17 protein-coding genes are annotated in these 26,853 nt (G+C 61.0%); 3 read left to right on the plus strand and 14 right to left on the minus strand.

Features of this window, described 5'->3' with window-relative positions; all coding sequences use genetic code 11:
* Positions 1-24: 24 nt before the first annotated feature.
* The 7 genes from AAAX72_RS04705 to AAAX72_RS04735 form a co-directional block, all read right to left on the minus strand.
* Entirely contained in the window at positions 25-1,869 is a 1,845-nt protein-coding gene (locus AAAX72_RS04705) for a CBS domain-containing protein (protein WP_349129290.1), read from the minus strand.
* Positions 1,870-2,186: 317 nt separating this feature from the next.
* Complete coding sequence (locus AAAX72_RS04710; protein ID WP_349129291.1) at positions 2,187-3,593, minus strand: polysaccharide deacetylase family protein; 1,407 nt, start codon at positions 3,591-3,593, stop codon at positions 2,187-2,189.
* 72 nt (positions 3,594-3,665) lie between these two features.
* On the minus strand, positions 3,666-4,421 hold the full coding sequence (locus tag AAAX72_RS04715; RefSeq protein ID WP_349129292.1) for a PRC-barrel domain containing protein: 756 nt from the start codon (positions 4,419-4,421) through the stop codon (positions 3,666-3,668).
* Positions 4,421-4,810 carry a YtxH domain-containing protein gene (locus AAAX72_RS04720; protein WP_349129293.1) on the minus strand — a complete coding sequence of 130 codons (390 nt, stop codon included), beginning with the start codon at positions 4,808-4,810 and terminating at the stop codon, positions 4,421-4,423. Before AAAX72_RS04720 ends, AAAX72_RS04715 begins: the two co-directional genes overlap by 1 nt.
* Positions 4,811-4,946: 136 nt before the next feature.
* Positions 4,947-5,792 (minus strand): hypothetical protein, encoded by an 846-nt coding sequence (locus AAAX72_RS04725; protein WP_349129295.1) that lies wholly within the window; start codon positions 5,790-5,792, stop codon positions 4,947-4,949.
* A 24-nt stretch (positions 5,793-5,816) separates the two neighbouring features.
* Positions 5,817-7,190: a hemolysin family protein gene (locus AAAX72_RS04730; RefSeq protein WP_349129297.1), complete on the minus strand. Its 1,374-nt coding sequence runs from the start codon at positions 7,188-7,190 to the stop codon at positions 5,817-5,819.
* Positions 7,191-7,304: 114 nt separating this feature from the next.
* The gene (locus AAAX72_RS04735) at positions 7,305-7,988 is read right to left on the minus strand and encodes a hemolysin III family protein (protein WP_195919466.1); all 684 of its coding nucleotides are present in this window, start codon (positions 7,986-7,988) and stop codon (positions 7,305-7,307) included.
* Between the two features lie 186 nt (positions 7,989-8,174).
* On the opposite strand from AAAX72_RS04735, the gene AAAX72_RS04740 reads away from it, so the two are divergent.
* Positions 8,175-9,140 (plus strand): alpha/beta hydrolase, encoded by a 966-nt coding sequence (locus tag AAAX72_RS04740; protein ID WP_349129299.1) that lies wholly within the window; start codon positions 8,175-8,177, stop codon positions 9,138-9,140.
* A gap of 252 nt (positions 9,141-9,392) precedes the next feature.
* On the opposite strand, the gene AAAX72_RS04745 is transcribed toward AAAX72_RS04740, so the two are convergent.
* The 6 genes from AAAX72_RS04745 to AAAX72_RS04770 form a co-directional block, all read right to left on the minus strand.
* On the minus strand, positions 9,393-10,598 hold the full coding sequence (locus AAAX72_RS04745) for a DUF362 domain-containing protein (protein WP_349129301.1): 1,206 nt from the start codon (positions 10,596-10,598) through the stop codon (positions 9,393-9,395).
* Positions 10,599-10,886: 288 nt separating this feature from the next.
* The gene (locus AAAX72_RS04750; protein WP_349129303.1) at positions 10,887-13,553 is read right to left on the minus strand and encodes an ABC transporter permease; all 2,667 of its coding nucleotides are present in this window, start codon (positions 13,551-13,553) and stop codon (positions 10,887-10,889) included.
* An 8-nt stretch (positions 13,554-13,561) separates the two neighbouring features.
* On the minus strand, positions 13,562-14,275 hold the full coding sequence (locus AAAX72_RS04755) for an ABC transporter ATP-binding protein (protein WP_349129304.1): 714 nt from the start codon (positions 14,273-14,275) through the stop codon (positions 13,562-13,564).
* A gap of 298 nt (positions 14,276-14,573) precedes the next feature.
* Positions 14,574-15,779, minus strand: a complete 1,206-nt coding sequence (locus AAAX72_RS04760) for an ABC transporter permease (protein WP_349129306.1) — start codon at positions 15,777-15,779, stop codon at positions 14,574-14,576.
* Positions 15,766-16,953: an ABC transporter permease gene (locus AAAX72_RS04765; RefSeq protein ID WP_349129307.1), complete on the minus strand. Its 1,188-nt coding sequence runs from the start codon at positions 16,951-16,953 to the stop codon at positions 15,766-15,768. Before AAAX72_RS04765 ends, AAAX72_RS04760 begins: the two co-directional genes overlap by 14 nt.
* A 10-nt stretch (positions 16,954-16,963) precedes the next feature.
* Positions 16,964-17,902, minus strand: coding sequence for an ABC transporter ATP-binding protein (locus AAAX72_RS04770; RefSeq protein WP_349129309.1), 939 nt, complete (start codon positions 17,900-17,902; stop codon positions 16,964-16,966).
* A 210-nt stretch (positions 17,903-18,112) separates the two neighbouring features.
* On the opposite strand from AAAX72_RS04770, the gene AAAX72_RS04775 reads away from it, so the two are divergent.
* Together AAAX72_RS04775 and AAAX72_RS04780 are read left to right on the plus strand one after the other, a co-directional pair.
* On the plus strand, positions 18,113-19,258 hold the full coding sequence (locus AAAX72_RS04775; RefSeq protein ID WP_349129311.1) for a histidine kinase: 1,146 nt from the start codon (positions 18,113-18,115) through the stop codon (positions 19,256-19,258).
* Positions 19,255-19,884, plus strand: a complete 630-nt coding sequence (locus AAAX72_RS04780) for a response regulator transcription factor (protein WP_349129312.1) — start codon at positions 19,255-19,257, stop codon at positions 19,882-19,884. The genes AAAX72_RS04775 and AAAX72_RS04780 overlap by 4 nt, the downstream gene beginning before the upstream one ends.
* 606 nt (positions 19,885-20,490) lie before the next feature.
* On the opposite strand, the gene AAAX72_RS04785 is transcribed toward AAAX72_RS04780, so the two are convergent.
* Complete coding sequence (locus AAAX72_RS04785; RefSeq protein ID WP_349129313.1) at positions 20,491-26,784, minus strand: FctA domain-containing protein; 6,294 nt, start codon at positions 26,782-26,784, stop codon at positions 20,491-20,493.
* Positions 26,785-26,853: the final 69 nt, after the last annotated feature.

Raw genomic sequence — 26,853 nt, forward strand, 5'->3', positions numbered from 1 at the left:
GCTTGGTATTTTGCACGCGACCACCTAACCCATGACCGACATGGTGAGCAGCACCGCAGCGGCGCAGTACGCTATGCACGAGATCATGACGGCAATAACGTTCATGGCGGTGCCCGACGTGTTGAGGTCATGCTCGTCACGCCAGAACAGCACCATCAGGTAAATCACGGCGCTCATGTTGCCAACCAGGCAAATGATGGCAGCGATATTAAAGCAGCCGGTAAAGAGCTGCTCCTCAAACATGGGCGCATCGGGAAACGCGGCGGTGCGCACCAGCTGGGCGCACAGATAGGTCACGAGTGACAGAATCAGGCCCATGCCCGTGCTCTGGAAGAAGAACCCCAGATATGGCTTGGGCTCGTCGTCGTGACCGTCATACTCCAAGAAGTAGTTCTTGACGAACGACACCATGCGCGAGGCAGCAAGCAGCACGAGCGGCATGGCGCACATGGGGAACACCACCAGATGCGCGGAGCCGAGCGCCGCCCCCAGCACCGTTGCCATGATGCACGAGGCAATGCCCCACACGACAACCCAGTACTGGCGATGCACGAACCAGCTGAGCACGTTCGTCGAGTCGTCCGACGCGCTATCGCCCGAGCCGACACCGGCGATCTGCAGGTCCTCCTGATGCTCCTCGGCGATAACGTCCATGGCGTCGTCGAAGGTCACGATGCCCAGGATATGACGGTTCTCGTCGCAGACAGGGATGGCAACCAGGTCGTACTTGGTCATCTCGTCCGTCACGTCTTCCTGGTCCTCGTCGGGCGACACGTAGACCAGGTCGCGATAGGCGAGCTGGCCCAGCGTGGCATCGCGGTCGGCCACGATCAACGTGCGCAGCGAGAGCACGCCGGTGAGCATGCCGCTCGGATCCTCGGTATAGACGTAATAGACACTCTCGAAGTCCTCATCGAGTTTGCGAATCGCCTCGATGGCGTCACCGACTGTTGCCGTGGCGGGCAGGGAGACAAACTCCGAGGTCATGATGCGGCCGGCGGTGTTGTCCTCATACCCCAGCAGGTTACGAATCGCCTTCTCCTCCTTGACGCCCATCAGGCGCAGGAGCTTCTCGGCCTTCTCGTAATCGAGCTCGTCGATCAGGTCAGCTGCATCGTCCGGGTCCATCATGGCCAGCATCGACGATGCGTCCGTGTCGGACAGGCCCTCGAGCATCTCGGTCATAAGCTCGTCGTCATCGAACTCCGAGATGGCCTCGGCGGCCTGGGCAGTATCGAGCTGCGCAAACACCTGCGCACGTAGGCGCGGGTCGAGCTGCTCGATAATATCGGCGATGTCGGCAGGGTGCAGCTCGCCGAGCGTCTTGTGCGACACCGAAAGTTGAATGTTCTTGGTCGAGCGGTCGAGCAGGTCCATGTAGGACCAAGCGATGATATCCTCACTGAGCGGCTTGCCCAGGTGCTTCATAAATCCTTCGACGATATGCTCGAGCGCGGGGCTGATGGCGCGTAGCAGACCGCGGGCACCGACCTCGGCGCCCAGCAGGCGCAGCTGATTTTCGCCCGACATGGAAAACTTGATGTCGTTTACGCGCACGACCTTCATGCCCTGCGTGTCGACAATCTGCTTGTTGAGCACGTCGCGGGCAAGCAAGAGTTCGGTCGGCTGCAGGTACGAAAAACGGATTTCGGTGGCCGACGTCTTAAGGTGTACACCCGTCTCGTCGATACGGTCGACCCATTTGCGCCAACTGATCATAAACGGCGTCTTGCCGGGACCGCGGAACGCGAGCGACGTCACGTGTGGAAAAACTTCGCCGGTAGCAATGCCAAAATCGTTCACAACGCCGAGCTTTTCGCCATCGACGTCCAAGACCGGCAGTTTGAGCATCTCACTCAGATAATTCAATGGTGCTCCCCATCATTATTCCTCCGGACGTGGCCGCGCGTGCGGCGTCCGGGGGCTTCTGGATATGTATACGCATGCGCGGGCGGCACGCCGCTCGGCGCTCACACCCCGTGCATGCGCAAGAAGCACCTGCAAGGGGTCATCGACTGTATGGTCGAGGTTTGGATTTCACCTGTAACCTTTCTCTTGACCCTTGTTATCCGCAGTAACTATAGCATCAGCATCGCGCCGTGGCGCCGAATTTATGCGCTGCACATTGCAGGCATACCAAACGCTGACGCATCCGTGACATAGTCATTGGGGGCGTTCTTAAACGACTATTCCGTAGTGTCGTCATTTTCGGCGAGCTGGGGGAACACGGCGTTTTTGGGCATGGTGACCTTCGTCAGCGAGGTGAGCTTTTTGCTCAGTGATGTATCCGTCTTGACCAGGTCGCTCAACGTCACGATTTTGTAGCCGTCGGCAATAAGCCCGTCGATAATCTGCGGCAGCGCCTCGAGCGTCTGCTCGGAGCACTCATCGCTATCGGTGAGTAGCACGATATTGCCCGGCGTCACCGAATCCAGCACCGTCGAGACCTGCTCGTCGGCACCGTTAAGCAGCCAATCGCCCGAATCGATATTCCACGAGACCACCGCGGACACCAAATCCATCGAGTCGATCCAGTTTTGTTCGTCAAAGGCGGCGTACGGGGCACGCAGCAGCATCGTCTTCACGCCGGTCGCCGACTTGATGGCATCGGTGCCCTTCGAAATTTGCTTGCGCACCGTCTCGCGGTCCGCGCCCTTGAGCGAATCGTCGCTGTAGCTGTTGGAACCGATCTCACATCCGGCGTCGACAATCGCCTTGGCCGTAGCGGGCGAGGCCTCGGCCGCATCGCCCGAAAGGAAGAACGTCGCGGTGACGCCCTTTTCCTTGAGCACCTGCAAGATCTGCTTGGTAGTGCCGCTCGGACCCTCGTCAAACGTCAGCGCCACGTACTTTTTGTTGCCCTTGGGCGCCACGCTGGCGCACGCAACAACGCAATCGGTGGCGGGCACAACCTCGCCGCGGTCCTGCGTCTTGCCCGACTGCTCACCAACCCACACCTCGGATCGGCCCTGGACACCCCATGTCTGCACATACTCGATAGCGCCCGTGCCCTCGACCTTGAGCTTGGGCTCGATAACCGTAGCCTGAACCTCGTGCTTCTCGTAGGTGTTACGGCCATCCTTGACCGTCACCTTCTCGCCACCCTCAAGTTCGCGGCTATCCCATTTGCCCTGCTTCACGCGCTTGCCGTCGACCTTCACCGACAGCTTTTCGCCTCCATGGCGCTTGAGCACGCTGTCATCGACGGCCAACAGGTCGCCTGCGTCGTAGGTGTCAGTCAACTCCTGGTCGTCGATGAGGTTTTGTAGCGTAGAGCCGACGCGCACTGCGGTCTTCTGGCCGTTGAGCTCCACGTCCACGCTGCGGTTGACGTAGCCCACGACGGCAGCGATAAACAGCACGAGTGCGCAACCCACGGCGATGAGCGCATAGGGCAGGCGAGACGAACGACGGGGTGTGCGGCTGTTGCCGATGCGAGCGCTGCGGTCGCTAAAGCCGCGGCTATGGTTGAGATACATCGCGCCGGGCTTACGGTGACGCTTGCGCTGACCGCTGGGCAGCTGCCCCAGGTCGCGGCGCGCCGTCGGACGCGCACCCGAACGCCCGTTTAAGTTGGATCCGTTTTGGCGCATGTGCCCTCCCCCATAAACACAGCGAGCCGGAGTTACATGTCTCCGGCTCGCCTCCCATCGTTTGGTATGTCGCTATTTGTTAGCTTTCGACGAGCCCCCGCTCGCCTTTTGATATTCGTCCTTAAAGGCCTTGAACATGCCACGTGTCTTACCGAGCTGCCTGCCCAATGCGCGACTGCCCTTGTCAACGGCAACCGAACCCTTGTCATCGAGCACCTTGGCACCCTTTTTGACCTTGTCGCCCACCACGACACTCGCCTCGGCAGCCTTGGCGGCCGCACCGCCCGAATACCCGAGCGTCTTGACCTCATCCGAGACGATCATCGCGCCGTTATCGTAGCCGCGCAGCATCGTCGGCGGCACCTGCGTGTCGCCCACCAATATGCTCGATGCAGCGCTGGCGGTCACATAGAACGTCTGCACAATGCCCGAACGCGGTTTGAACTCAACATCCGAGCAATAGCCCACGACATCGCCCGATTCCGTGCGCACGTCCATACCGACCCAGATAATGCAGTCGTCCAGGTTGATATCGAGGCGCTTGGCAGCGGCGGCATCGTAGGTGCCCTTGGCGTCATCGACCGCGATGGCACCCTCGTAGACACCGATGGCATCGAGCGCCACAAACCGGTCGGGACGCTCGATCATGCCCGCGATATCGGACTGGCGAACCATAAAACCCACCACGCGCGTGCCGCCCGGCGAAAAGACCGGAAAGTGAATCTTGCCGAGCTTTTTGGGGCTGCGCGGCGTGCCGTCCTTTTTAGTGCGCTTGTCCTCGGCGGGCTTGCGGTAAACCTTGATGCCGACAAAATCCCCGGTGCGCATTATGCCTCGGTCGAAGGCTCCGCAGCCACGGTGTCGGCCTCAACGGCGTTCTCGACCACGACATCGGCGGCGGGCGTCACGTTGCCACCCGAGATGGCATCGTTGAGCTGCTCGCGCAGTTGGTCCATGCGCTCGCGGGCCAAGTCGACCTTGGCACGCAGGTCATCGGTCTTAGCGTCGACCATCGGGCCGAAGTCACTGACCGCGGCGCGGGCCTCCTCGGCACCGTGCTCGTAGGTGTCGCGCATGTTATCCCAAGCATCGTTGGCGATATCGGCAGCCATGGCGCGGGTCTCGGCACCCGAACGCGGGGCCAAGGCAACACCGATGATAGCGCCAGCGGCAGCACCAAAGAGCGCGCCGGAGACAAAGCTGAAAGTCTTTCCCATGATCATTCCTCTCCTGCGGGCACCTCAGTGCCCACCGTTTGAATGCTGTCCATTATACCCGCAGCGCGACACTTGCCGCCCCGCTCATCTGCGTACGGTAAAAGCGCAGGTAGACGGCGGTAATAAACGCGTGAGCTTACTCTTGCGGCAGGGCCGGCATGGCCACCGTGGCGGCAGGGTCCTCGCCGGAGCCGTCCACGAGCGGCAGGCTGCCCTCGTGCGCAGGTCCTGCCGGAACCGTTGCCGCACCGCCAAAGACGGCAGCGGGGACCTCGTGGCTCTCGACGGTCGCGCCTTCGGTATCAATAGCCACCTGCGGCTCGTCGTCAAAGCTGGGAACGCCCTGGGGCTCGGCAGGCTCGGACTCAGGCTCGGCAGCCGTTTCGGAAACAGGCTCGGCGGCGGTTTCACTTTCAGCAGCGGCGTCGCCCTCAACAGCATCCTCTGCCACGTCCTCGCCATTCGCGGCGGCGACGGCCTCGTGCGGATCTTTGCCCTCGGCCTCGGCGCGCATGCCCAGCACCAGGTTGCGCAGGCCCGCGACCGTGCCCTCCACGTCGGGGGCCGGCTGGTCGGCGTGCAGGTAAGCCCAGTCCATCATAAAGGTGGCCGAAGACAGCGCACCGATGGCCAGCGCATCATCGGGGCACGAAAGCTCAATCTCAAAGACGCGCTCGTCGTGCTCGCTCACGCGGGTGCGGCCGCACGAAATGCTGCCCGCAAGACCGGTCTCGTTCATGAGCTCGACCGTCACATGCTCAAGCAGGTGGCAAAGCTCGGTCTGGCCCATGCAGTCCTGGAACTCGCGACCGGAATCACCCAGGCACAGGTGCTTGGCAATCGCCGGCACCAGGTAATACACGCGCGCCGTGGCCTCGATATCCTCCGAGGTCATGAGCGGCATGCCGGGGTTCACCAGCACATGCGCGCAAATCTTGTCCTCGCTGACGGTGACCTTAAGGATGTTGAACAGGCCTGCCATAACTCTCCCCTACTCTTCCTTGCCCTACTCGTCGCCATCGTGCGGATCCACAGAGCCCGCACCCGACGCCGCCGGCTTCTCTGCCGAAGACTCGGAATCCTTCTTATCGGTTTCGGCCGGAGCGATCACGCGAATAAGCGAGATGCGCTGGCCACGCATCGACTGCACCTTAAACTTGTACCCCGCAACCTCAAACACCTCTCCGATGTCGGGCACCGAGTCGCAAAGCTCCAAAATCCAGCCGGCGATGGTCTCATAATCATCGCTTTCCTCGAGCGGCCAACCAAGCTCAATCGCGTCATCGCACGAAAAACGCCCATCGACGAGCCACTCGCGGCGCGAAAGGCGCGTGAGGTACTTGTTGTCGGGGTCGAATTCATCCTCGATCTCGCCGACGATCTCCTCGACGATGTCCTCGATGGTGATGATGCCGGCCGTGCCACCGTACTCGTCCACGACCACTACGATCTGGTCGTGCGAAGTCTGCATCTCGGACAGCAGCGGCAGGATGTCCTTGGTGTCGGGCACAAAGGTGGCGTCGCGCAGGTAATCGGCGATGGGCTGGTCGCCCTTGCCGTCGAGCGCGGGCTGAATCAGGTCCTTGATGTGCGCGATGCCCGCGACGTTGTCGGGATCCTCATGATAGACGGGGATTCGGCTGAAGCCGGTCTGGCGCATGGTGGACAGCACGTCGGCGACGGTCTCGTCGTCCTCGCACATGGTGGTGTCAACGCGCGGCACCATGACCTCGCGGGCAACGGTGTCGCCCAGGTCGAAGATCTCGTGGATCATGCGCTTTTCCTCGTCGAGCAGGTCGTCCTGCTCCGAGACCATGTACTTGATCTCTTCCTCCGAGACGTTCTGGCGATCGTCGGCGCTCTTGATGCGCAGGATGCGAGCCAGACCATCGGAGCAGGCGCCGGTCAGCCACACGAGCGGACGGGCGATCTTTTGGAACACGGAAAGCGGCCCCACGACCTGCTTGGACACGCCTTCGGCATTGGCCAGACCAATGCGCTTGGGCACAAGCTCGCCAATCACGATGGACACGAAGGCGACCGCGACGGTGATGATGACCGGCGCCAGGCCGCGCGCGATGGCGGAGAGCGGCGCGATGCCAAAGCTCGTGAGCCAAGCAGCGAGTGGGTCGGACAGGCTCGTCGAGGCGACGGCGGACGAGGCAAAGCCCACGAGTGTGATGGCAACCTGGATGGTGGCCAGCAGCTCGTCGGAATCGGCGGCCAGCTTAACGGCGCGCTCGGCGCGCTTGTCGCCCTCCTCGGCCTCGTGCTCCAGCACGGCGCGCTTGGCCGTGGTGAGCGCCATCTCGGACATAGAGAAGTAGCCGTTGATGAGGGTCAAAACGAGGGTGGTGATAAGGGAGATGGTTATGTCCATCGGGAGTTTCTCGAACCTCCAAGATTCGGGACGTTAGGTAGTAAGCGTAGGTGACGGATAGGGCAGTTGCGCCCGGCGGCCGCCTGGATGGGTCCGCGGGCACAGACGCGATCGCTAGATTACGAAGAGGATCACCGCCATGAACTGGAAGATACTGCCGGCGAGCACCCACAGGTGAAACACACTATGCAGGTAGCGCACGTTTTTAGCGATGTAGAACGGCACGCCCACGGTGTAGCACACGCCGCCGACAGCGAGCAGGGCAAGTGCCACGGGGTTGAGCAGCGACACGAGCTCGGGCAGCTTAAAGACGACGAGCCAGCCCATCAGCAGATAGACCAGGCCGCTTACCCAATGCGGTTGGCGCTCGCGCAAAAAGCACTCGAGGGCGATGCCGATAATGGCGATGGCCCATACGGCAAAAAACAGCACGGGGCCACCGTCGTTTGCCAGCGTGATGAGGCAAAACGGCGTATAGCTGCCAGCTATGAGCAGGTAGATGCAGCTGTGGTCGATGATGCGAAACACACGCTTGGCGCCCGCGGGCTGAATCGCATGGTAGAGCGTGGAGGCAAGGTATTCGAGAATAATGCTGGCACCGTAGACGATTGCCGCGGCCATATGCGCCGGACCGCCACCGCGAAGAGCGGCAAATACGATCAGGAGCACCAGGCCCGCGATGCCCAGCAGGCAACCGACACCATGGGTGACGGAGTTCATGATCTCCTCGCCCACCGTGTAGTGCGGAACGGCCGCGGTCTTGGGTCGCGGCTTAGAACTGTCGCTCGAATCGGACATGCCGGTTACATCCTCCAACGTAAAGAGTTCTCAACACTATATCAAAGCGTCTAGATACGTGCGAAATTTGCACCATATGTGACCCTTTGTTTACCCATTCTTTGCTTGTTGACGCATCAACGGCAAACGCCCATAATGCGCTTGCATTAAATGTTGATGTATTAACATCTTATAGGAAAGCTTCTTATGTCTCAAAACGCACGTTCCCATCGAAAGCTTAAGATAACCGTCGTTGTTGCGCTGGTGCTCGTTGTCGCGTTGCTCGGATTTGCCGGCAACTTTTTGTTTGACTTTGCCCTGAACCCCCAAGCGCCCTACACCATGAAGATGATGCAGGATGGCAAGGCCGACAAAAAAGGTGAGCAGCCGGATGCCGAGGAAACCGAGGCGCGGGCGTGGTTTAAAGAGAATCGCGAGAGCAGCAGCCTCACCGTAGATGACGGAACCGAGCTTGCCGCTTGGTATTTTGCCGCCCCAGAGACCACACACAATTACGCTGTCTGCCTACACGGATACACCAATGAGCCCATCGGTATGGCCCGATACGCCAAACGATTCCACGACCGCGGCATGAACGTACTCGCACCAGCCGCCCGCGCCCACGAGCGCTCCGGCGGCGACTATATCGGCATGGGCTGGCCCGAGCGCCTCGACATCGTCGCATGGATCGAGCGAATCGTTCAGGCTGACCCCGAGGCGCGCATCCTGGTCTTTGGCGAGTCGATGGGTGCGGCAACCGCCATGAACGTCGCGGGGGAGTCTCTGCCCGCAAACGTGAAATGCATTATCGAGGACTGCGGTTATACGAGTGTTTGGGACGAGTTTTCCCTGCAGCTCAAGAATGTGTTCGGCCTGCCCAGCTTTCCCTTGCTCGATGTAGCAAACTTGGTGTGCAACGTGCGCGCGGGCTACGACTTTCATAAGGCGAGCAGTGTGGAGCAACTCAAACACGCGACGGTTCCCATGCTGTTTATCCACGGCGACCAGGACACCTTTGTGCCGTACAGTATGCTCGACCAAAACTACGAGGCGTGCGCCAGCAAGGTCAAGCAAAAGCTCACCATCCATGGCGCCACCCACGCCAAGAGTGCGCAAGTTGACCCCGAGCTCTACTGGAACACAGTCAATAACTTCCTCGACGAGCACTTTTAGGCAAAATAGTACGGTTTACTGGTCTATCTGACCCCCTGTTTTCGGAAGTGCAGGGAAAATCGCGGGAAGCCCGACCAGATCACGGTTTTACCAACAATTTATCAGGGGTTTTGTTGTCAAAAAACGGTTTGTGGTCGGCGGTATTCGATTTTTCACCGCACTTCCGAAAAGCCGCCCGCGAGCGTTGTTCTCGCGGACGGCTCTTGCTCAACTTACGCTGCACAGGCGCTTGTTTTGTCCAATAGCTAGGTGCTACTTGACCTCGATGAGCTCATACTCGCTCGTGCCCAGGCCGATCTTTTCGGCGTGCGCGATGCACACGCGCCAGTCGGTGTCGGGATGCGTGATGCAGAAGGGGTCACGCGCCTGCTCGCCCTCCAGATGCTCGTGGTTATGCTCCATCTTGGCGGCGCTATCGGTGAGCTCGGTGTTGGGCAGCGGCTCGGATGCCATGACGGCATCGGCGCAGGCCTGGTCAATGGCGACCGGGTCGAAGCTCGCGAACATGCCGATATCGTTGACGATAGGTGTGTCGTTTTCGGGATGGCAATCGCAGTTGGGGCTGATATCCATAGCCAGCGAAATGTGGAAGCTGGGACGATCCTGGACAACGGCCTTGGTGTACTCGGCGATCTTACAGTTGAGCACGTCGGCCGCGGCCTCATAGCCGGGCTTGATGGCGTCCTGGTTGCATGCCGCAATGCAGCGTCCGCAGCCCACGCAGCGATCGTGGTCGATGGCAGCCACGTGCACCGTGCGAGTAGCGCCGCTGGCAAGCTCGCGCTCGCGGGTGTCGTCGAACGAGATAGCGTTGTGCGCGCAGATCCTTTCGCAGGCATGGCAGCCAACGCAGCGCTCGGTCGCGACGTTCGGCTTGCCGGCGGCATGCTGCTCCATCTTGCCGGCGCGGCTGCCGCCACCCATGCCCAGGTTCTTCATGGCGCCGCCAAAACCGGCCTGCTCATGACCCTTAAAGTGGGTGAGGCTGACCACGATATCGGCATCCATGAGCGCCTGACCGATCTTGGCCTCGCGCACGTACTCGCCGCCCTCGACCGGGACGAGCGCCTCGTCGGTACCCTTGAGGCCGTCGGCGATGATGATCTGGCAGCCCGTGGCATACGGGGTAAAGCCGTTCTGGTAGGCGGTGTCGATGTGCTCGAGCGCGTTTTTGCGGCTACCGACATAGAGCGTGTTGCAGTCAGTGAGGAAGGGCTTGCCGCCCAGCTCCTTCACGACATCCGCGACGGCGCGGGCGTAGTTGGGGCGCAAAAAGCTCAGGTTGCCCAGCTCGCCAAAGTGAATCTTGATGGCGACGAACTTGTTCTCAAAGTCGATCTGCTCGATACCGGCGTGGCGGATGAGGCGTTTGAGCTTGTCGAGCTGGCTCTCGCGAGCATGCGTGCGTAGGTTGGTGAAGTACACCTTAGCGGGTGCCGCGGGTGCAGTTGCGGTCATAGATCTATCCCCTCGGTCTATATGGCGTTACAGACATAGAGGATGGTACCAGTTAAAGCAGAGTTAAAGTCAAGCGCGAAACCTAGTCGTTAGGGACGTTCTTAAATGACTAGCCGCAAGGGACACTCTTTCGCCACCCGGCAGTTAGGGACTACTCATTGGGGACAGACTTAAATAAGCGCCTCGCCACCCGGCAGTTGGGGACGTTCCCTTTCTGCCGGCAGTTGGGGACAGTCCTTGCCAGTCCGGCCGGCGAGCCGGCGAATCGGCAAAGACTGTCCCCGATGGCTACTCTTGGACTTTGAGTGCCTCGGCCAGGCCCACACGTTTGATGGAACGCATATGCAGCAACGCCACGACCAGATAGGTTGCAAAGCCGATTCCCGCGCACGCCGCCATGGACCAAGCGGGCACGTAGATCTCGATATTGCCGTTATAGGCGAGCAGCATCGAGCGGAAGATGGCCGTGAGCGAGCCAATAATGACCGGCAGGCTCAGCACGAGCGACGCCGCCACGCACAGCGTGATCGAGCGGATGTACAGATGCGAGATCTCGCTATCGCGATAGCCAAAGACTTTCATATAGCTAATCGAACGGGCGCTGTGGTCGATCACAGCCTTGGTCAGCAGATACATAAACAGCAGGAAGATAAACACCGCGAGGCCAACCATCATGCCGATCATTTTGCTCATCATGCCGATGAACTGGTCGCCCACGGCGCGCATGTCGTCGGGCGTGGTGTCGCCGGCAAAGTAACGAGCATCGAGGTCGAGCTTCTCGTCGCTCACATAGCCGTTAAAGTAGGCAGCGTCGTTACCGAACAGCTCGTTAAAGTCGTCGATACTCATATAGATATTCATGTCCGACTTGGAGCCCCAGGCACAGTCCTTGTCCGCGTACTCAAGGGAATAATTCTTGCCCTCGTACTTGTCGCGGAGCGCAACCTTCTGCCCCTCGTTCCAGCCAAACTTGTCGAGCAGACCGCCGCCAAAGACGACGCGCCCATCGCCAACATTGAGGTCTTTCCAATAGCGCGAATCGGATGAAATGCCGTAGACGGAAATCGCCTCCTCGCCATTTCCATCGCCGCGGTCGTATTGCAGCTGGTAAACGGCATATTTCTCGGCCTGCGCGATTGCGCCCACGCCGTTATCGGTCGTATTGACCGGGTGGACATCATCGTTGTCAGTGTCAATCTTAGAGGCCTTGTCGATCAGGCCGATAGCCTCGTCGCGGTTGCAGCCGAGGGCATCGGCAAGGTCATCGAGGCGCGCGTAGAGCGCATCCTTCTTGTCCTGGACCTTGGAAAGCTCATCCTGCGCCGCGACCAGGCTCTCGGCAGACGGAGATGCGGTCGCGGCATCGGCTGCCGCCTGCGCCGCATCGGCCGCGTCGTCAAGCTCATCATCGGCATCCTGAGCGGCAGAAAGCAGCGCGCCATCAACCGACTGCAAGCGCTCGAGCGCTGACCACTGCTCACGCTCCTCGGCAGTGCCCTCGAGCTCCAGCGGAGCCTTGAGCGTGTACTGGTGCTCGGCGACCAGGATTGTCTCGAGGTTGTCGGCGTAGTGCGTCATCGTGGGCAGAATCGCCAGGCCAAAGAGCAGCAGCAGCGAGGCAAATGCAATGCCCACGAAGAGCGTGGCGAAGTTGCCCAGGTTGCGCAGGAAGATCCGCAGGCGGAATCGCGTGACAAAACCCATTCGCTCCGGCAGTTGCATACCACGCTTGGTGCCAGACTTGCCGCTCGCCTCGTGACGAAGAAACTGCAACGGCGTCTTGCCCATTTTGCAAAGCAGACCCACCAGCGTGATGAGGATGAGCGCGACGGCGGGAACCACGGCGCACTTCACAAAGATCTCCCAGCTCCAGTACACCTGGAAGGGCGGCAGGCTGTACGAACCGTAATAGAGGCTGCGCATGGGCTCCGTAAAGAACACAACGCCGAGCGCGGTGCCCAAAAGCGCCGCGACCACGCCCACGATGGCGGGAAGTGCCAGGTAGTGCAGCACGATCTCGCGTCGGCGATAACCGCTGGCGAGCAGCGTGCCGATGATGGCGCTCTCCTCCTCGATGGTGGCGTCGGTAAGGACCACAAAGACGAACGCCATGATCACGATGATGATGTCGAGCAGCGTCATCCACATCATGGAGTCGCCGTCTACGTCGTCGCACGCATAGCCAATGCCCTGGTTGGAATCGGCATCGATGAGGTCATCCACGCGTGCATCGGCATCGGTGAGCGCCTCCACCATATCTTGCTCGGCATCGATGCGATCTGCGGTGGAGAGATCGCGATCGGTAAAGGTAAAGGAGTAGGTGTAGGCGGGTGCGCCACCGGCATCCTCGAGCGCGGCAAAGCCGGCATCGGTGACCTCGGCCACACCGTACGTGATGGTGTTCACCGTAAAGTCCGAATTGTTGAGGAACAGCGCCTGGCTATCGGGCTGGCTCATGATGCCGCAGATGGTGTAGGTGCGGCCCTCGAGCTCGACTTTATCGCCCACAGACAGGTTGTTATTGCTGGCAAAGACACGGTCGATGGCCACCTCGTCATCTGCCCTGGGCTGCTTGCCCTCACAGTAGGACGCGATATCGACCTTGGTGCGGTGCGCATAGGTGCGCAGTGTGCGCTTGGTGCCGTCGTCGCCGGTGGTCTTTTTGATGATGGCGTCGATGGAGAAATTCTTGTAGAGCGTGACGCCGCCGACGTCGCCGGCTGCATCCTCGGCGGCCTTGAGCTGATCGTCGGTAGCCTCGAAGGAGGTGGTCACGCGGCCGTCCTCAATCGTGTACGCATCGCGCATGCCGTCGATAAGGCAACCGATGGAGTGGGCCGCAAGCAAAAAGCCCGATGTAAGGGCGATGCTTCCGCACATAAGCAAAAAGATGCCCAGGTACTTGCCGATATTGCGGCGCAGCTCGCGCGGGAGACGTTTTGCGAGAGGTGTCATGGCGCCGCCTACCAATCGAGCTCGGCGGCCGCGACGGGCGACTCGTTGAGCTCATCCTCGACGATGCGCCCGTCGCGCAGGCGCAGCACGCGGTTGGCCATGCGAGCGATGGCGGCGTTGTGCGTGACGATGATGATGGTGCAGCCGTAGGTGCGGTTGACATCCTCCATGAGCTGCAAGATTTCCTTGGACGTCTTGTAGTCAAGCGCGCCCGTGGGCTCGTCGCACAGCAGCAGACCCGGGTTTTTGACGAGCGCGCGGCCGATGGCACAGCGCTGCTGCTGGCCGCCCGAAACCTGGCGCGGGAACTTGTTGCGGTGCTCGTAGAGGCCCAGCGAGTGTAGCAGGTCGTCGACGCTGAGCGGGTTTTTGGACAGGTGCGCCGTGACCTCGATGTTTTCCTTGATGGTGAGATCGGGCACCAGGTTGTAGAACTGGAAGACAAAGCCCAGCTCGCGGCGGCGATACTCGCCCAGGTCTCCGGCCTTAAGCACGGTAAGGTCACAGCCGTCCACCAGAATAGAGCCGGCGTCGGCATCCTCCAGGCCGCCGATCAGGTTGAGGAATGTCGATTTGCCCGAACCCGAGGGGCCCAGCATAGCGCAGATCTCGCCGCGATTGATGGACATGTCGATGCCGTCGAGCACCGTCAGGCGCGCGTCGCCGTCGCCGTAGTGCTTCTTGAGCCCCTTGACCTGGACGTAGGCTTGCTTCGTCGTCATGCTATCCCCTATTGTTAGCCTCATACTACTTTATGAGCGTAATAGTAAACCATGGCGAACTATTTTGGAGCGAGGCCTGGGATTTATTTCAGACTAGTCATTGGGGACGTTCTTAAATGACTAGCTGTTGGGGACACCCTTTCGCCACCCGGCAGTTAGGGACGCTCCTTTCCTACCGGCAGCTGGGGACAGTCCTTGGCAACCCGGCCGGCAAGCCGGCGGTTCGGCAAAGACTGCCCCCAATGACCACTCTTGGTCGTTTAAGTCTGTCCCCAATGAGTACCCAATGAGTAGGTGGCTAGGCGCGGGATTTGGTGCGTGCGAGGGCGAGGCCTACGGCGGCGATGGCCACGGCAAAGAGTGCCGTGACGCCCAGGTCGCAGGCGATGTCCCCCAGCACGGCGGACGTCAAATCCGAGGCAAGCGCCTTGCTAATCGCGTCGTTCACCCAATATGTCGGCACAAAGTGCGCCACCGTCTGCACGGCCGAACCCATCAGCGACAGCGGCATCCAGGCGCCGCCCAAAAACGTCATGAGCATGCCAAGCAGGTTGCCCACACCGTTGAGCAGCTCCTCGCGCGCGCCCAGACTCGAAAGCGCAAAGCCAACGGCCAGCGGTGTGCACGCCAGGGCAAACGTCGCCGCCAGCGCCAGACACACGCGGCCCACGCCGACCTCGGCAACCGCACCGGCAAAGCCCACGACGCCCATCATGCTCGACACAAACCAGATGCAGACGGTGAGCACCGCGGCGGCCGCGAACACGGCGAGCGAGCGCTGGCGCTCGGAGACCGGACCGGCATCCATGCGGCGCACGCGCTCGGGCTCATTCATGCCCGAGAATACCAGCCCCACCGACACGATGACCGACGAGATGATCGCGTACGCGCCAAAGTTGAAATACGACTCGAGCGTGGCGGCGGCAGTCGAGTCGACCTTGACCTGCTCGATCTCGACCTCGGCACGCTCGGCGGCCGCATGTTCGGCAGCCTTGGCGACGCCGCCATTAGAAGCAGCGGGCTCAAGTGCGGCCGCAGCGCCCGCGAGCGAGATCCAGCGCGAGGCCTCGGCAGACGAAAGCGCTGCCGCCATGGTGCCGGCACCGTAGGTCACATCGAGCTTGGGCAGGGACTCCCCCGCTCGAGCGGCTGCAACGAGATCGTCCTCAAACCCCTCCGGGATAAAGAACACGCAGTCGGCGCTGCCCTTGGCGCTGTTGCTCTTGGCGAGCGCATCCGCAAGATCGTACGTGTCGTCGCCGACACCCGTGACCAGGTCAAAGCGCGACCCCAAGTGCTTGGTGAGTGCCCGCGAAAGGTCGCTGTTGTCGCGATCGACCACAATCACGTTGGTGTCGTAGGGCTTGTATTCGGTGAGCTGCGACGAGTTCCAGCTCACCGACGCCGCAATGAACACGCCCATGAGCGAGATGAACACCGTATAGATGAGCAGGTAGAACGGGTGCGCCAGCGCCATGCGAAGCGCGGTCTTAAAGGTGCTCATAGCGACTCCTTCCAAACACCAGCGTGGCAGCGGCGACAAACACCAGGGCCATCAGGACAAGCGCGCCCGCGCGAACGGCGAAGGGGCCCAAGTCCTCAAAGAAATACAGGCGGTTGAACATGTCGCAGATGAGCTTAACGGGGTTGAGCCAGCACTCGGCCGGGCAGGCGCGAGCGACGTCGTCGGCAAGCGCCATCGCCGGCTCGCCGTAGAGACCGGCGAACAGGGCACACGTGGTGGCAAAGCCTGTGAGGATGCCTGACTTGGACGCCTTGCCGCCCTTAACGGGCAGCGTGCCCACAAAGAGCCCCAGGCCCGTCGCGGCAAGCGCGGAGGCAGCGCCACCCATCAGGCAGAGCCCCTCGCGCCCGCCAAAGTCGACGCCCACGACCAGGCGCACGTAGCCAATCGCAATCGTCATCGAGGCAAAGGAAACCAACCACGAGCCCGCAAAGATACCGGCCAGCGACGCTGTCTTGGAAAGGCCGCCCACGCAGCGACGCGCGCCAAGGCCGGACAGATTGGGTTGCAAATCGACGACACTCAAAGCGGCAAACTCGGCAGACATCATCGCGACCAGGCCAAAGAGCGCGTAGTAGTAGATGACCGTGCCATCGGGCGTGGTGCGTGTCAGGCTTACGCGGCGGGTGCCGCCCTCGAGCGACAGGGCGCGCGCAACCGCCTCCGGGTCGGCGAGCGCCGCCGGGTTGTCCTGGGCAATCTGGGACATGAGCTCGGCATTTTGTGTATACGAGCTTGCCACCGTCTCCAGAATGCTGCGGTCGGTGAGCACCGACGACGCACGCGAGCTGTCGTAGCTCGAAAGCAGCGTGAGTTTGGGCGTGCCCGCGGCATCGACCGTGTAGATGCCCGCGACCTCGCCGGCCTTAAGCGCACGGTTCGCATCGGCTGCGTCATCGCACTCGTGGATCTCGAGCAGTTGGTCGTCGCCTTCCTTGGCAAGCGACGTCGCCACGTCCTTAAAGGTCGAGGCGTCCCAGGCCTCGTCCGCCACGACGGCAACCGGCACCGGATCGACCGTGCCGTCGGAGCTGAGGTTCGCAAACATGAACATGAACATCGTGGAAAGCGCGATGGGAAAGAGAGCGCCCCAAACCCACGTGCTCGGCCGGCGCAGCAGCGTCTTGACCGTAATGATAATGGTGTTGAACATGGCTGCCCCCCTAGTCGCGCAGCTCGCGGCCGGTGATCTCGAGGAACACGTCGTTGAGGGTCGGCGGCTCGCTCCACACGCGGCCGAGCGCAACGTCGGCAGCGCGCAACGTGTCGAGGATGTCGACCAGATTGTGCGGGCTCGCTTCGCAGGTGCATATGAGCTCGCCGCCGGAAAGCTCAACCGAAAGCACGTGCTCGAGGGCGCGCAGCCGCTCGATTGTGGCTGGCTCGACGGCGCCGACCTCGACGGTCACGCGCTCACCCATCTGAATCATGCGCTTGAGCTCATCGTTGGTGCCCTGCGCCAACACGCGGCCGCCGTCCATGATCATGATGCGACTGCAGATTTGCTCGACTTCCTCCATGTAATGGCTGGTATACACCACCGTGGCGCCCTCGTCGCGCAGGCGGCAGATGCCCTCCAGGATGGCGTTGCGGCTCTGCGGGTCGACCGCCACCGTGGGCTCGTCAAAGAAGATGAGCTCGGGCTTGTACGCGATACCGCAGGCGATGTTGAGGCGACGCGCCAGGCCGCCCGAGAGCTTGCCGGGGCGAAACTTGGTAAAGTCGCCCAACCCGACGAAGTCAATCGCCTCGTCCACCAGCTCGCGGCGGCGCTTGCGGTCGTTGACGTAGAGGCTGCAGAAATAGTCGATGTTCTCGCGCACGGTGAGCTCGTCGAATACCGCCACTTGCTGCGGCACCACGCCGATGCGGCGTTTGAGGTCGTAGCGGGCGGGCGTCATGGGCTCGCCGAACAGCTCGATGGTGCCTTTGTCGTAGGCGAGCAGCTGCAGAATGCAGTTGATGGACGTGGTCTTGCCCGAGCCGTTGGGGCCCAGCAGGCCAAAGATCTCGCCAGGGGCGATGCTCAGGTTAAAGTGGTCGAGCGCGATAAGATCGTCGTAGCGCTTGACGAGGTTTTCGACGTGGACGATATCTGTCATGAGGCGGTCCTTCTGTTGCTTGCGGCCCGGTACGATTGCATCATCGCAGGAGCCGCCGGTGCGCACCAGTGAGCTTTGTCACGAGTGCGAGGAGGCGGAGGCGAAACCCCCGCTCGCGCGAGCGATCGACGCCGCTTTGCCGCGTGAGAGGAATGTCACGGTTGCGCAGGTGGCCCCTCCACCACGCGCGGCTTCGCGTACAATACCCGTATGAACAGGCTTTTCGACAAATCGATCGTGCTGGCGTGCTGCATTGCGGCCGCCATGGGTCTTGCTGTGGACGCTCGCCTGGTCGCGGCGTTTTGCCTTGGCGTTATTGCCACTTCGCTGGCCGAGGTCGCACAGGGGGAACGCACGCGTCGTGCAAGCGAGGCCGCGAGCTACGCTTTCATCATCGCGGCTGTCTTCGTGCCGCCGTTTGTGCCGTTTGCGCCTCTCGCCCTCTATGACATCGCGCGGCGCGTGCGCCGCGAACACGCCTGGGTCGCGCTGGGCATTGGCTCCGTCTTTGCTTTTGCGCTCGTCGCGGACCTTCGCACCGACGCGCTCACCGCCCGAACGCTTCTGCTGACCGCCATCCTTTCGGTTGCCGCCACCTTGTTGTCACTGCGTACCGCCCAGCTGGAGCGCGAGCAGCAGCGCATGCGCCGCACGCGCGATGAGCTGCAGGAACGAGCCCTCGTGCTCGAAGCGCGCAACCGCGATCTTGCCGACCGCCAGGACTACGAAGTCGAGCTCGCGACGCTCGCCGAACGCGCCCGTATCGCGCGCGAGATCCACGATAACGTGGGCCACCAGCTCACGCGCGCCTCACTGCAAGCCGAAGCCTTGCGCGTGGTCCATGCCGACGAGCCCAGGGTTGCCGCCGATTTCGCCGACGTCAAACGCACGGTTGACGAGGCGCTCCAGCTTGTGCGCACCAGCGTCCACGCGCTCAACGACAACGCCGTCGACCTTTCCGTGCAGCTCGAACGCATTGTTGAAGGCGCGCGCTCGGACGGTGGCCCGCAGATTGAGCTTGAGGTTTTGGCCGAGCATGCGCCCGCAAATGTCGCCAACTGCTTTGCGGCGGTCCTGCGCGAGGCGCTCTCCAACACCATGCGCCATGCTTGCGCCCATGCTGTCACCGTACGGTGCATGGAGCATCCGTCGTTTTACCAGCTCATTGTTACCGACAATGGCGCGGGCGGGGTTCAAGCAAGCGGCCACGGCGCCGCGGAGGGCATGGGGTTGAGTTCCATGCGCGAGCGCGTCGAGGCGCTTGGCGGCACCTTCACCGCCGGCCCGCGCGCCGGCGCCGGCGGCTGGCGTGTGTTTGCCACCGTTCCCAAACAGCAAGGAGATGAGAGCCGATGAGGCTCATAGTTGTCGACGACGACCGCTTGGTGGTCGATTCGCTCAAGATTATCCTGGGCGCCCAGCCGCAGATCGAGGTAGTGGGCACCGGCGCCAACGGCAACGATGCGGTGGCGCTCTACGCCGAGCACGCACCCGATATCGCACTGCTCGACATCCAGATGCCGGGACGCGACGGCCTATCGGCGGCACGCGAGATCCTCGGGCGCGACCCTGCGGCGCGCGTGGTGTTTCTGACGACATTCTCGGATGACGAGTACATTGTGTCGGCGCTCAAGCTGGGTGCCCGCGGCTATCTGATCAAAACCGATGTCGCCGCCATTCCGCCAGCGTTGGCGCAGGTCATGAGCGGCAAACGCGTGCTCGAGGGCAAGGCGATCGAGGACGTCGATTTTGACGGAACGGACGTTGAGGCGGGCACGCCCCGCCGGCCTGCGGCCTTCGCCAGCCTAACCGACCGCGAATTCGAAGTCGCCGAGCTCATCGCCCGCGGCCTCGATAACAAGGAGATTGCCGCCACCGCCTATATGGGCGAAGGCACCGTACGCAACCACATCAGCTCGATCCTTGCCAAAATGGGCCTACGCAACCGCACGCAGATCGCTATCGCCTACCTGCGAGGGTAGTTGCCCGAAGACCGACCGTTCCGGCATAGCAAAATGGCTGCTACCGATTTAAGGCCATTTCAAAACTATGCCGGTTTACGGGGCTAAGCTCAGGGCCCCCATCCATACCCGCGTTTTCCGTAAAATGACGGCTTGTCTACCTGCGGTTTTATTTTCACGGATATCGGCATGGTTGGGAGCGCGTGACTTAGCCCCGTAAACCGGCATAGTTTTGTTCGGGCGGCCCTGGACGAGTGCCTCCGCCAGCCTCGCGGGACCAAAATGATCCGTTTTCCTCCGTCCCCAAGGGATCAGCCGGAACCGCTCGCCACGAAATCGGCCCATCTACTACGTTTGACGCGATACCCATGACCATACCTTCGTTTTGAACAAAACCACAGGCGTTCTACCTGCGGTTTTGTTTTCGCGCTTTTTGGCATGGTTGGGGGTAAGGGGCTAAACGTAGTAGATGGGCCGGTTTCGTGGCAGGCCCTTCTCGCCTACGCACAAAAGCGCCGCCACGGAGGAGGGAGATACCTCCGTGGCGGCTGGGGCTGGGGGTGGGGCTGTGTTCTGGCTCCCCGCCGGCCGCCCGGGGCCTTTTGGCCCCGGGCGCTGCCAGCGTGCCTAGCGCTTACGGATACCCCAGACCAGGGCACCGACACCGGCCATGGCAATAACAAATGCCATGAGCAGTGCGGCGGCCTGTTGGTCACCCGTGGTGGGCAGGAAACCCTTGACCGTCTTGACGATGTTCGTCACGGTCTTGGGCGTGCCGGGATCGGGTGTCGGCACGGGCGTCTCGGGCTTTTTGTACGTGTTGTTGAACACGATGCCCTCGACGCTTTTGTCGCCCTTGGTATAGGTAACGCTCGCCTTGAGGTTACCCTCACCGTCGTCGACCACGTTGACGGTCGCGGTAAAGACGGACTTGTCGTAGGTCATACCGGCCTCGTCGCCCTTGACTTCGCTGATGGTGTAGACGTGCGCACCGGGCTCGCTGTACTCAAACTTGTCGAAGTTGATCTTACCGTCGGCATCGTTGGTGACGGTGGACTCGATGTCCTCGCCAACGAGCTTAAAGCTAAACTCGTCCTTCTTGAGCTCGCGTCCCTCGAGCACCTTGAGCGCGCCGATGGAAACCTGCGTAGGCATGGCGTGATACTTGTTGGTAAAGCCAGCCGACTCGGTGGTTCCCTCGAGCTTGTGCGTCGCGCTCAGCATGCCGTCGCCGTTGTCGGAGACGGTGGTCACGACGGTGTAGGTCGTGCCGTCATAGGTGACGCCCTTGTACAGGCCGAGCGCGTTGGGGCAAGCCTCGCGCAGCGTGTACGTGTGCGTACCGGGCGCCTCGTAGCGGATCGGGCTCAGCGTAACGGTGCCGCTGGCGTCGTTGGCGCCGCTGGCGACAACCACGCCGTCCTCGAGCAGCTCAAACGTGAACTCGCCGGCTGCAAGGTCGCGGCCGGTCAGACGCTTGACCGTCTTGACCTGATCGGTCACGGAAGAATCGGTGGGCGTCACGCTGTAGGTGTTGGTGAACGTGAAGCCTGCACCGTCGTCGCCCTCGCGCACGACACGCAGATGTCCGGTACCGTCGTCAGTCACGGTGTAGGAAACCTTGCGCATGGCGTTGGCGTCGTTGGTCACACCAGGGGCGCTACCGGACTCGGCCACCGTGTAGGTAAAGGTGTGCGAGCGCGGAGCGGTGGGGGCTGCGGGCTCGGACTCGTCGCCGGGCTCGTCAGCGTTGGCATCAGCGTCGGCGTCGGCCTCTGCCTCGTCAGCATCGACGTCGTCAGCTTCGTCTGCCTCGGACTTATCGGTCGCATCGTCCGTCACGCCCAGGGCGCGGTTGAGATCCTCGAGCGTAAAGTGGATCTTGCCAAAGTCCACGTTGCCGGCCGCGTCGTTGGTTGCGGTCGTGTGCTCGGGCATCGGGGCACCCGCCTCATCGGCGGTCACGGTAAAGGTGAACTTACCCGTGATGTCGGCCGGGGTCAGGCCCTCGGCAGCCTGGAGCTTCTTGGCTCCGGCGAGCGCGGCGTCAACGGCATCGGCGCCGTAGACGTTCTCGAACAAGGGCTCGACGCCGCCGTAGTCGACCGTTGCCGTCAGGGTACCGTCACCGTTGTCGACGACGACAACCTTAAAGCCAAAGCTCCACGTTGTAGCGGAAACGCCATTTGGCAGCCCGAATAAATCTTCGTAGGCCGTGTAGTTAATGGTCCAGGCAAGCTTGCCGTCCTTATCGGTACGATAAGCAAGCCCAGCAGCCTCAAGATTAGCAAGCATCTTGGTGTCGTAGTGCAGCGTATCAAAGCTCACGTGCCCGCCGATATTGGGCTTGAGGTTTTCGTATGCCACAAGCTCACCCTGATAGGCGATACCGAACCAGAACTCGCCGTCGACCATCGGGCGACCGGTCAGGGTCTTGGCGGCAACGACCTGAGCGGCGGTGCCGCCAGGCGTGTTGGTCGTAGCGCTGTAACTGTTGTGGAACGGCACCAGGGCCTTCTCGACCTTGTTCTCGCCACTCTTGTGGACCGTCTCATGCGTGCCCTCGGGACCGCCGGAAACGGTCGTCGTGGCGGTGAGCGTACCAGCGGTGTCGTCGGCGATGGCGATCGTCACGGTGCGCGCAGCGTCGTCGTAGGTGTAACCGGGCTGGCCGTCGTTCTTTTCGGCCACGGTGTACTTGAAGGTCTTGCCGGCGTCAGCCTGCGTAAATTTAACCTCATGACCAGCCAGGATGTCGATCAGTCCGACCGTTGTCTCTGCCGCTTCGGGGGACTTGAAGCTGTTGGCCCCGGGCAGCAGACCGAGCGCGCGAGCCGAAGCGTCGTCAGCTGGTGTCACGGTAAAGGTGAACTGGCCCTCGGTCATGGGGCGGCCGTCCAGATACTTGCTGAGCCACAGACCGCCGGCAGCGGTGTAGTTAAGCTCAGTGCGATACGTGTTGGTAAAGCGTCCGTTTTCCTTCTTGGTGACGTTGGCGGTCAGGTTGCCCTCGCCGTCCTCGGTCACGGTCACTTCGGCGATCGCGACATGTGCGTCATACGTCATACCGACCGTGCTGCCCGCGTTCTCGCGAATCTCGTACTTATAGGTTCCGGCGGCAGCGTAGTGAATCTTGCCGAACTTGATGGCGGCGATGCCGCCCTTCGCGTCCTTCTTGCTCACGGTTACGGTTGCGGGATCGGGGAGCGGGGCGCCTTCGGGGGCGGTGATGGTAAAGCTGAACTCGTCCCCATCCGTCCAGTCGCGGCCGCTGATGACCTTGCTCAGGTCAAAGTCGAGCTCTGCATCGAGCGGGGTCACGCTGTAGGTGTTCTTGAACTCGGCGGGCTCGGCGTCCTTCAGGACATGCTCGGCCTTGAGGGTACCGTCGCCGTTGTCCGTGATGGTGGTCTCGATAGTGTACTTGGCGTCACTGTAGGTGATGCCCTTGCTGGTGGTTCCGCCCTTGAGCTCGCGCAGCGTGTAGGTGTGCTTACCAGGCTTGGTGTACTTCACGGCGCCCATCGTGATCTTGCCTTCGGCATTGTTGGTACCGGTAGCGATGACCTTATCGCCCTCGACGAGCTCGAAGGAGAACTCGCCTTCCTTGAGCTCACGCCCGGTCAGGACCTTGTTCGCGGTGATCTGGTCGGTGACGCTCGTCTCGACAGGCGTCACGTTATAGGTATTGGTGAACGTAAATGCCACATCGCCGTCCGGCTTGCGGGATACGATCAGATTACCCTTGCCGTCATCGGTCACGGTGAAGAAAACCTCGCGCGACAGCTTGGCGTCGTTGGTCACGCCAGCGACCTCGCCGGACTCGGTCACGGTGTAGGTAAAGGTGTGCTCGCGCTTCTCGGGCTTCTCGCCCAGAGCCTTGTTAAGGTCGTCGAGCGTAAAGGTGATCTTGCCAAAGTCGACCTTGCCCTTGGCATCATTGGTCACGCTCGCGTTCGCGGGCATGGGTGCACCCTCTTCACCGGTCACGGTAAAGGTGAACTTGCCGGCAATGTCAGCCGGGGTCAAGCCGTCGGCGACCTGCAGGTTCTTGATGCCCGCAAGCGAGGCCTCGGCAGCATTCGCGGTGTAGGCGTTCTTGAACTCGATACTCTTGACGTCCTCGGCGCCCTTCAGCTCGTGCGTGGCCACCAGCTGGCCCTTGCCGTTATCGCTGATGGTCGTCACGATGGTGTAGGTCGTATCGTCATAGGTGATGCCGCCGGCGTCGCCCTTGACCTCGCGCAGCATGTAGGTGTGCTGGCCGATCTCGGTGTACTTGATGGCGCTGAACGTCACCTTGCCGTCGGCGCCGTTTGTAACAGTCTCGACAGGCTTAACTTCCTTGTCCGCGATCTCGAGCAGCTCAAAACTGAACTCGCCTTCCGCCAAGTCGCGCCCGGTCAGGGACTTGGCCGCGGTAATCTGGTCGGTAACGCTGGACTCAACAGGATCCGCAGCGTAGACGTTCTTGAACTCAGTCTCACCCGAGGTCACCTTCACGTCAGCGCTCAGTTCGCCCTTCTTATTGGGCTTCACCGTCACGGTGATCTCCGCGACGTTACCGCTGTAGGCGATGCCGTCAATCGTGGTCCCGGCGTGCTTTTCACTGACCTTGTAGACGTACGTGCCAGGTTCGGTGTATTCGATCGTACCGAAGTCGATGGCAGCCTTGCCCTGGGCGTCCAGGTCGGCCTTGCGCACGATCGCAGTCGTAGTCGTAGGCATCGGGGCGCCGTTCTCGGACGTCAGGCCAAACTCAAACGCGTCAGCATTCGTCCGGTCGCGACCCTCGAGCACCTTGGTCAGACCAAAGCTGGCCTTGGTGTTCACCATTGCCGGCGTCATGTCATACGCAAAGCTGATCTTGCCGTTGTTGCCCAGGTAGGAATTGACATGCGTCGCGGTCGCCTTGGCGGACACGTTATTCCACTTGGGGTTGAGAACATCGGTCGCGGTACCAGTGTTGTTGTCGCCCACGCTCTTCTTGGTGGTGTGGAGCTCATCGATAAAGGCCAGGCGCGCGGTTCCCACGCTAAACGAAAGGTTGCCGTCCTCGTCGGCAACAATAGCGCCGTCAAACTTCGCAGCGTCGCCGCCGACAAACTCGATGACGGCGGTGGCGGGCTTGGCCTCGCCGTTCTTGCCCTGCTCCTCAAACTCATCCTTGTAATAATAGGTGCCAGTATCTGTCAGCGAATTCTTTGCAGGCTGCGTGCAGTCCTTATCCGCGTAAATGGGAGTCTGCTTCTGGAAGTAGTAGTAGCGGTTGGTGTCGGCCGGCTCAAAGGTCGCAACCGTATCGCCCAACGCACCACCGCTCCACTTGTTCGCGTAGAAGCTCACGGTCTTGGTGCCGTCAACGACAGTCGTATTATGCTCGATGTAGTCCTTGAGCCCTGCTACTTTCTCGGGCGTAAACAGGTTGTCAAGTGCGGCGCTCTTCACGCTCGAGGCATACTTCACCTGGATGGGCTTAACGTTGTCGACCGAAAGCTTGCCGTCTACAGTCTTAAAGTGGCTCAGCGGAATCAACGACGCAGGAATATTAACCGTTACGATATCGCCCTTCTGGAGATTATCATCGCCGGCACGCTGCACGGTGATGAGCAGGTCTTTTGCCTTGCCGGCGAACTCGTAGGTGTCGGTATTGGTTTCTTTGTTGACCGTCTTGCTCGCCTCGGTAAACGGCGTGCCGTTGATGACGACTTCGGTAAATCCGTCGACCTGCATAAAGTCGCCCAGCTCGTCGGTAAACGTGATGTAGCCGGACTTGGTCTCGTCGTAGCCCTTATGGATTTCGGTCGGATAAGGCGCCTCCGATGTGATGGCCTGCGAGATGTCGTCGAAGACCTTCTTGAGCTCTTCGGCATTGGTCGCCGACTTGTAGTAGTCGGAATTTTCCGCGCGTGTGCCAAGCTTGTCGCTCGCATACGATGTGGCATCGGGATAATTACTCGACACGGCGTGCATAAACTTGTTGACGTCGCTTGTCCCCTTTTTCGAGGGATCGGCAGCGGGGTCCGCTCCACTAAAGATGCCGATGGTATAAACGGTGGCCTTGCTGTCCTTCATGTTCTTGGCAGCCGTCACGGCATCGTTAGCGACCTTAGAATCAAACTCGTCGTAGCTCGTTGGCGTGCCGTCGGTAAAGAACACAACAATCTTCTTGGCGTCCGCGCGACTAGAAGTGATGCCTTCTGCCAGCTGCAGGCCATTGTCGGCGCGCGTGGCACCAGCTGGTTTAATTGCCTTAATTGTTTCCCTAAGATCAGTCACGCCGGGGCCGGAGCAATTGGTCAAGCCCGCCATTACCTGGGAGTAGTTGTAGGTATTAGTTCTACCAAATTCGCGTTTATCGTACGTGTTATTGCCGACCTTATCAGTCTTATCACCCGCAAACTTAACAATGGCAACCCTATGCTGCCTATCAACACCCTCGATAGCCTCGTTTTGTTTGGCGATGGTATCGATAAAGCTGTTCGCAGCGCCCTTCAGTGCATCGATACGCTTGGTGCGATCTCCGCCACCCATAGGATCATCCATCGAGCCGGAGGCATCCAACACCATCACGATGTCGAGTGGCGTGGTGACCGTCACGGTCGAATTAGACGTTGAGGACATCGCCGAAAGCGTAGTCACAAAATCTGACGCTTTGTTTTCTCCAGTTTCCTTAACCGTCTTGTCGGTCCAGATTCGACCGACGTTTTGGGTCGTTACCTTATTGCCACCGTGGCCTGCCGCCCAGATTTCCCAGCGACCGCTGGTGTCGGGGTCGACGACCTTTCCGGTCATTATCGGTCCGTCCATTCCTGTGCTGGACCTGGCGTTGGCCTCGGGCAGCATGGCGAATGCTGCGGCTGGCAACACCAGCACTACGGCCAGTATCACCGCCAAGAGACCCCTCGTGTACTTACTCATCGCGTCTCCCTTCTCGCAGGCTCAGACCTTGCATCAGCCTAAAGTTACGGAATGAGACACAATTTGGGC

Source organism: Collinsella sp. CLA-ER-H8, assembly GCF_040092335.1.
Lineage (GTDB): Bacteria > Actinomycetota > Coriobacteriia > Coriobacteriales > Coriobacteriaceae > Collinsella.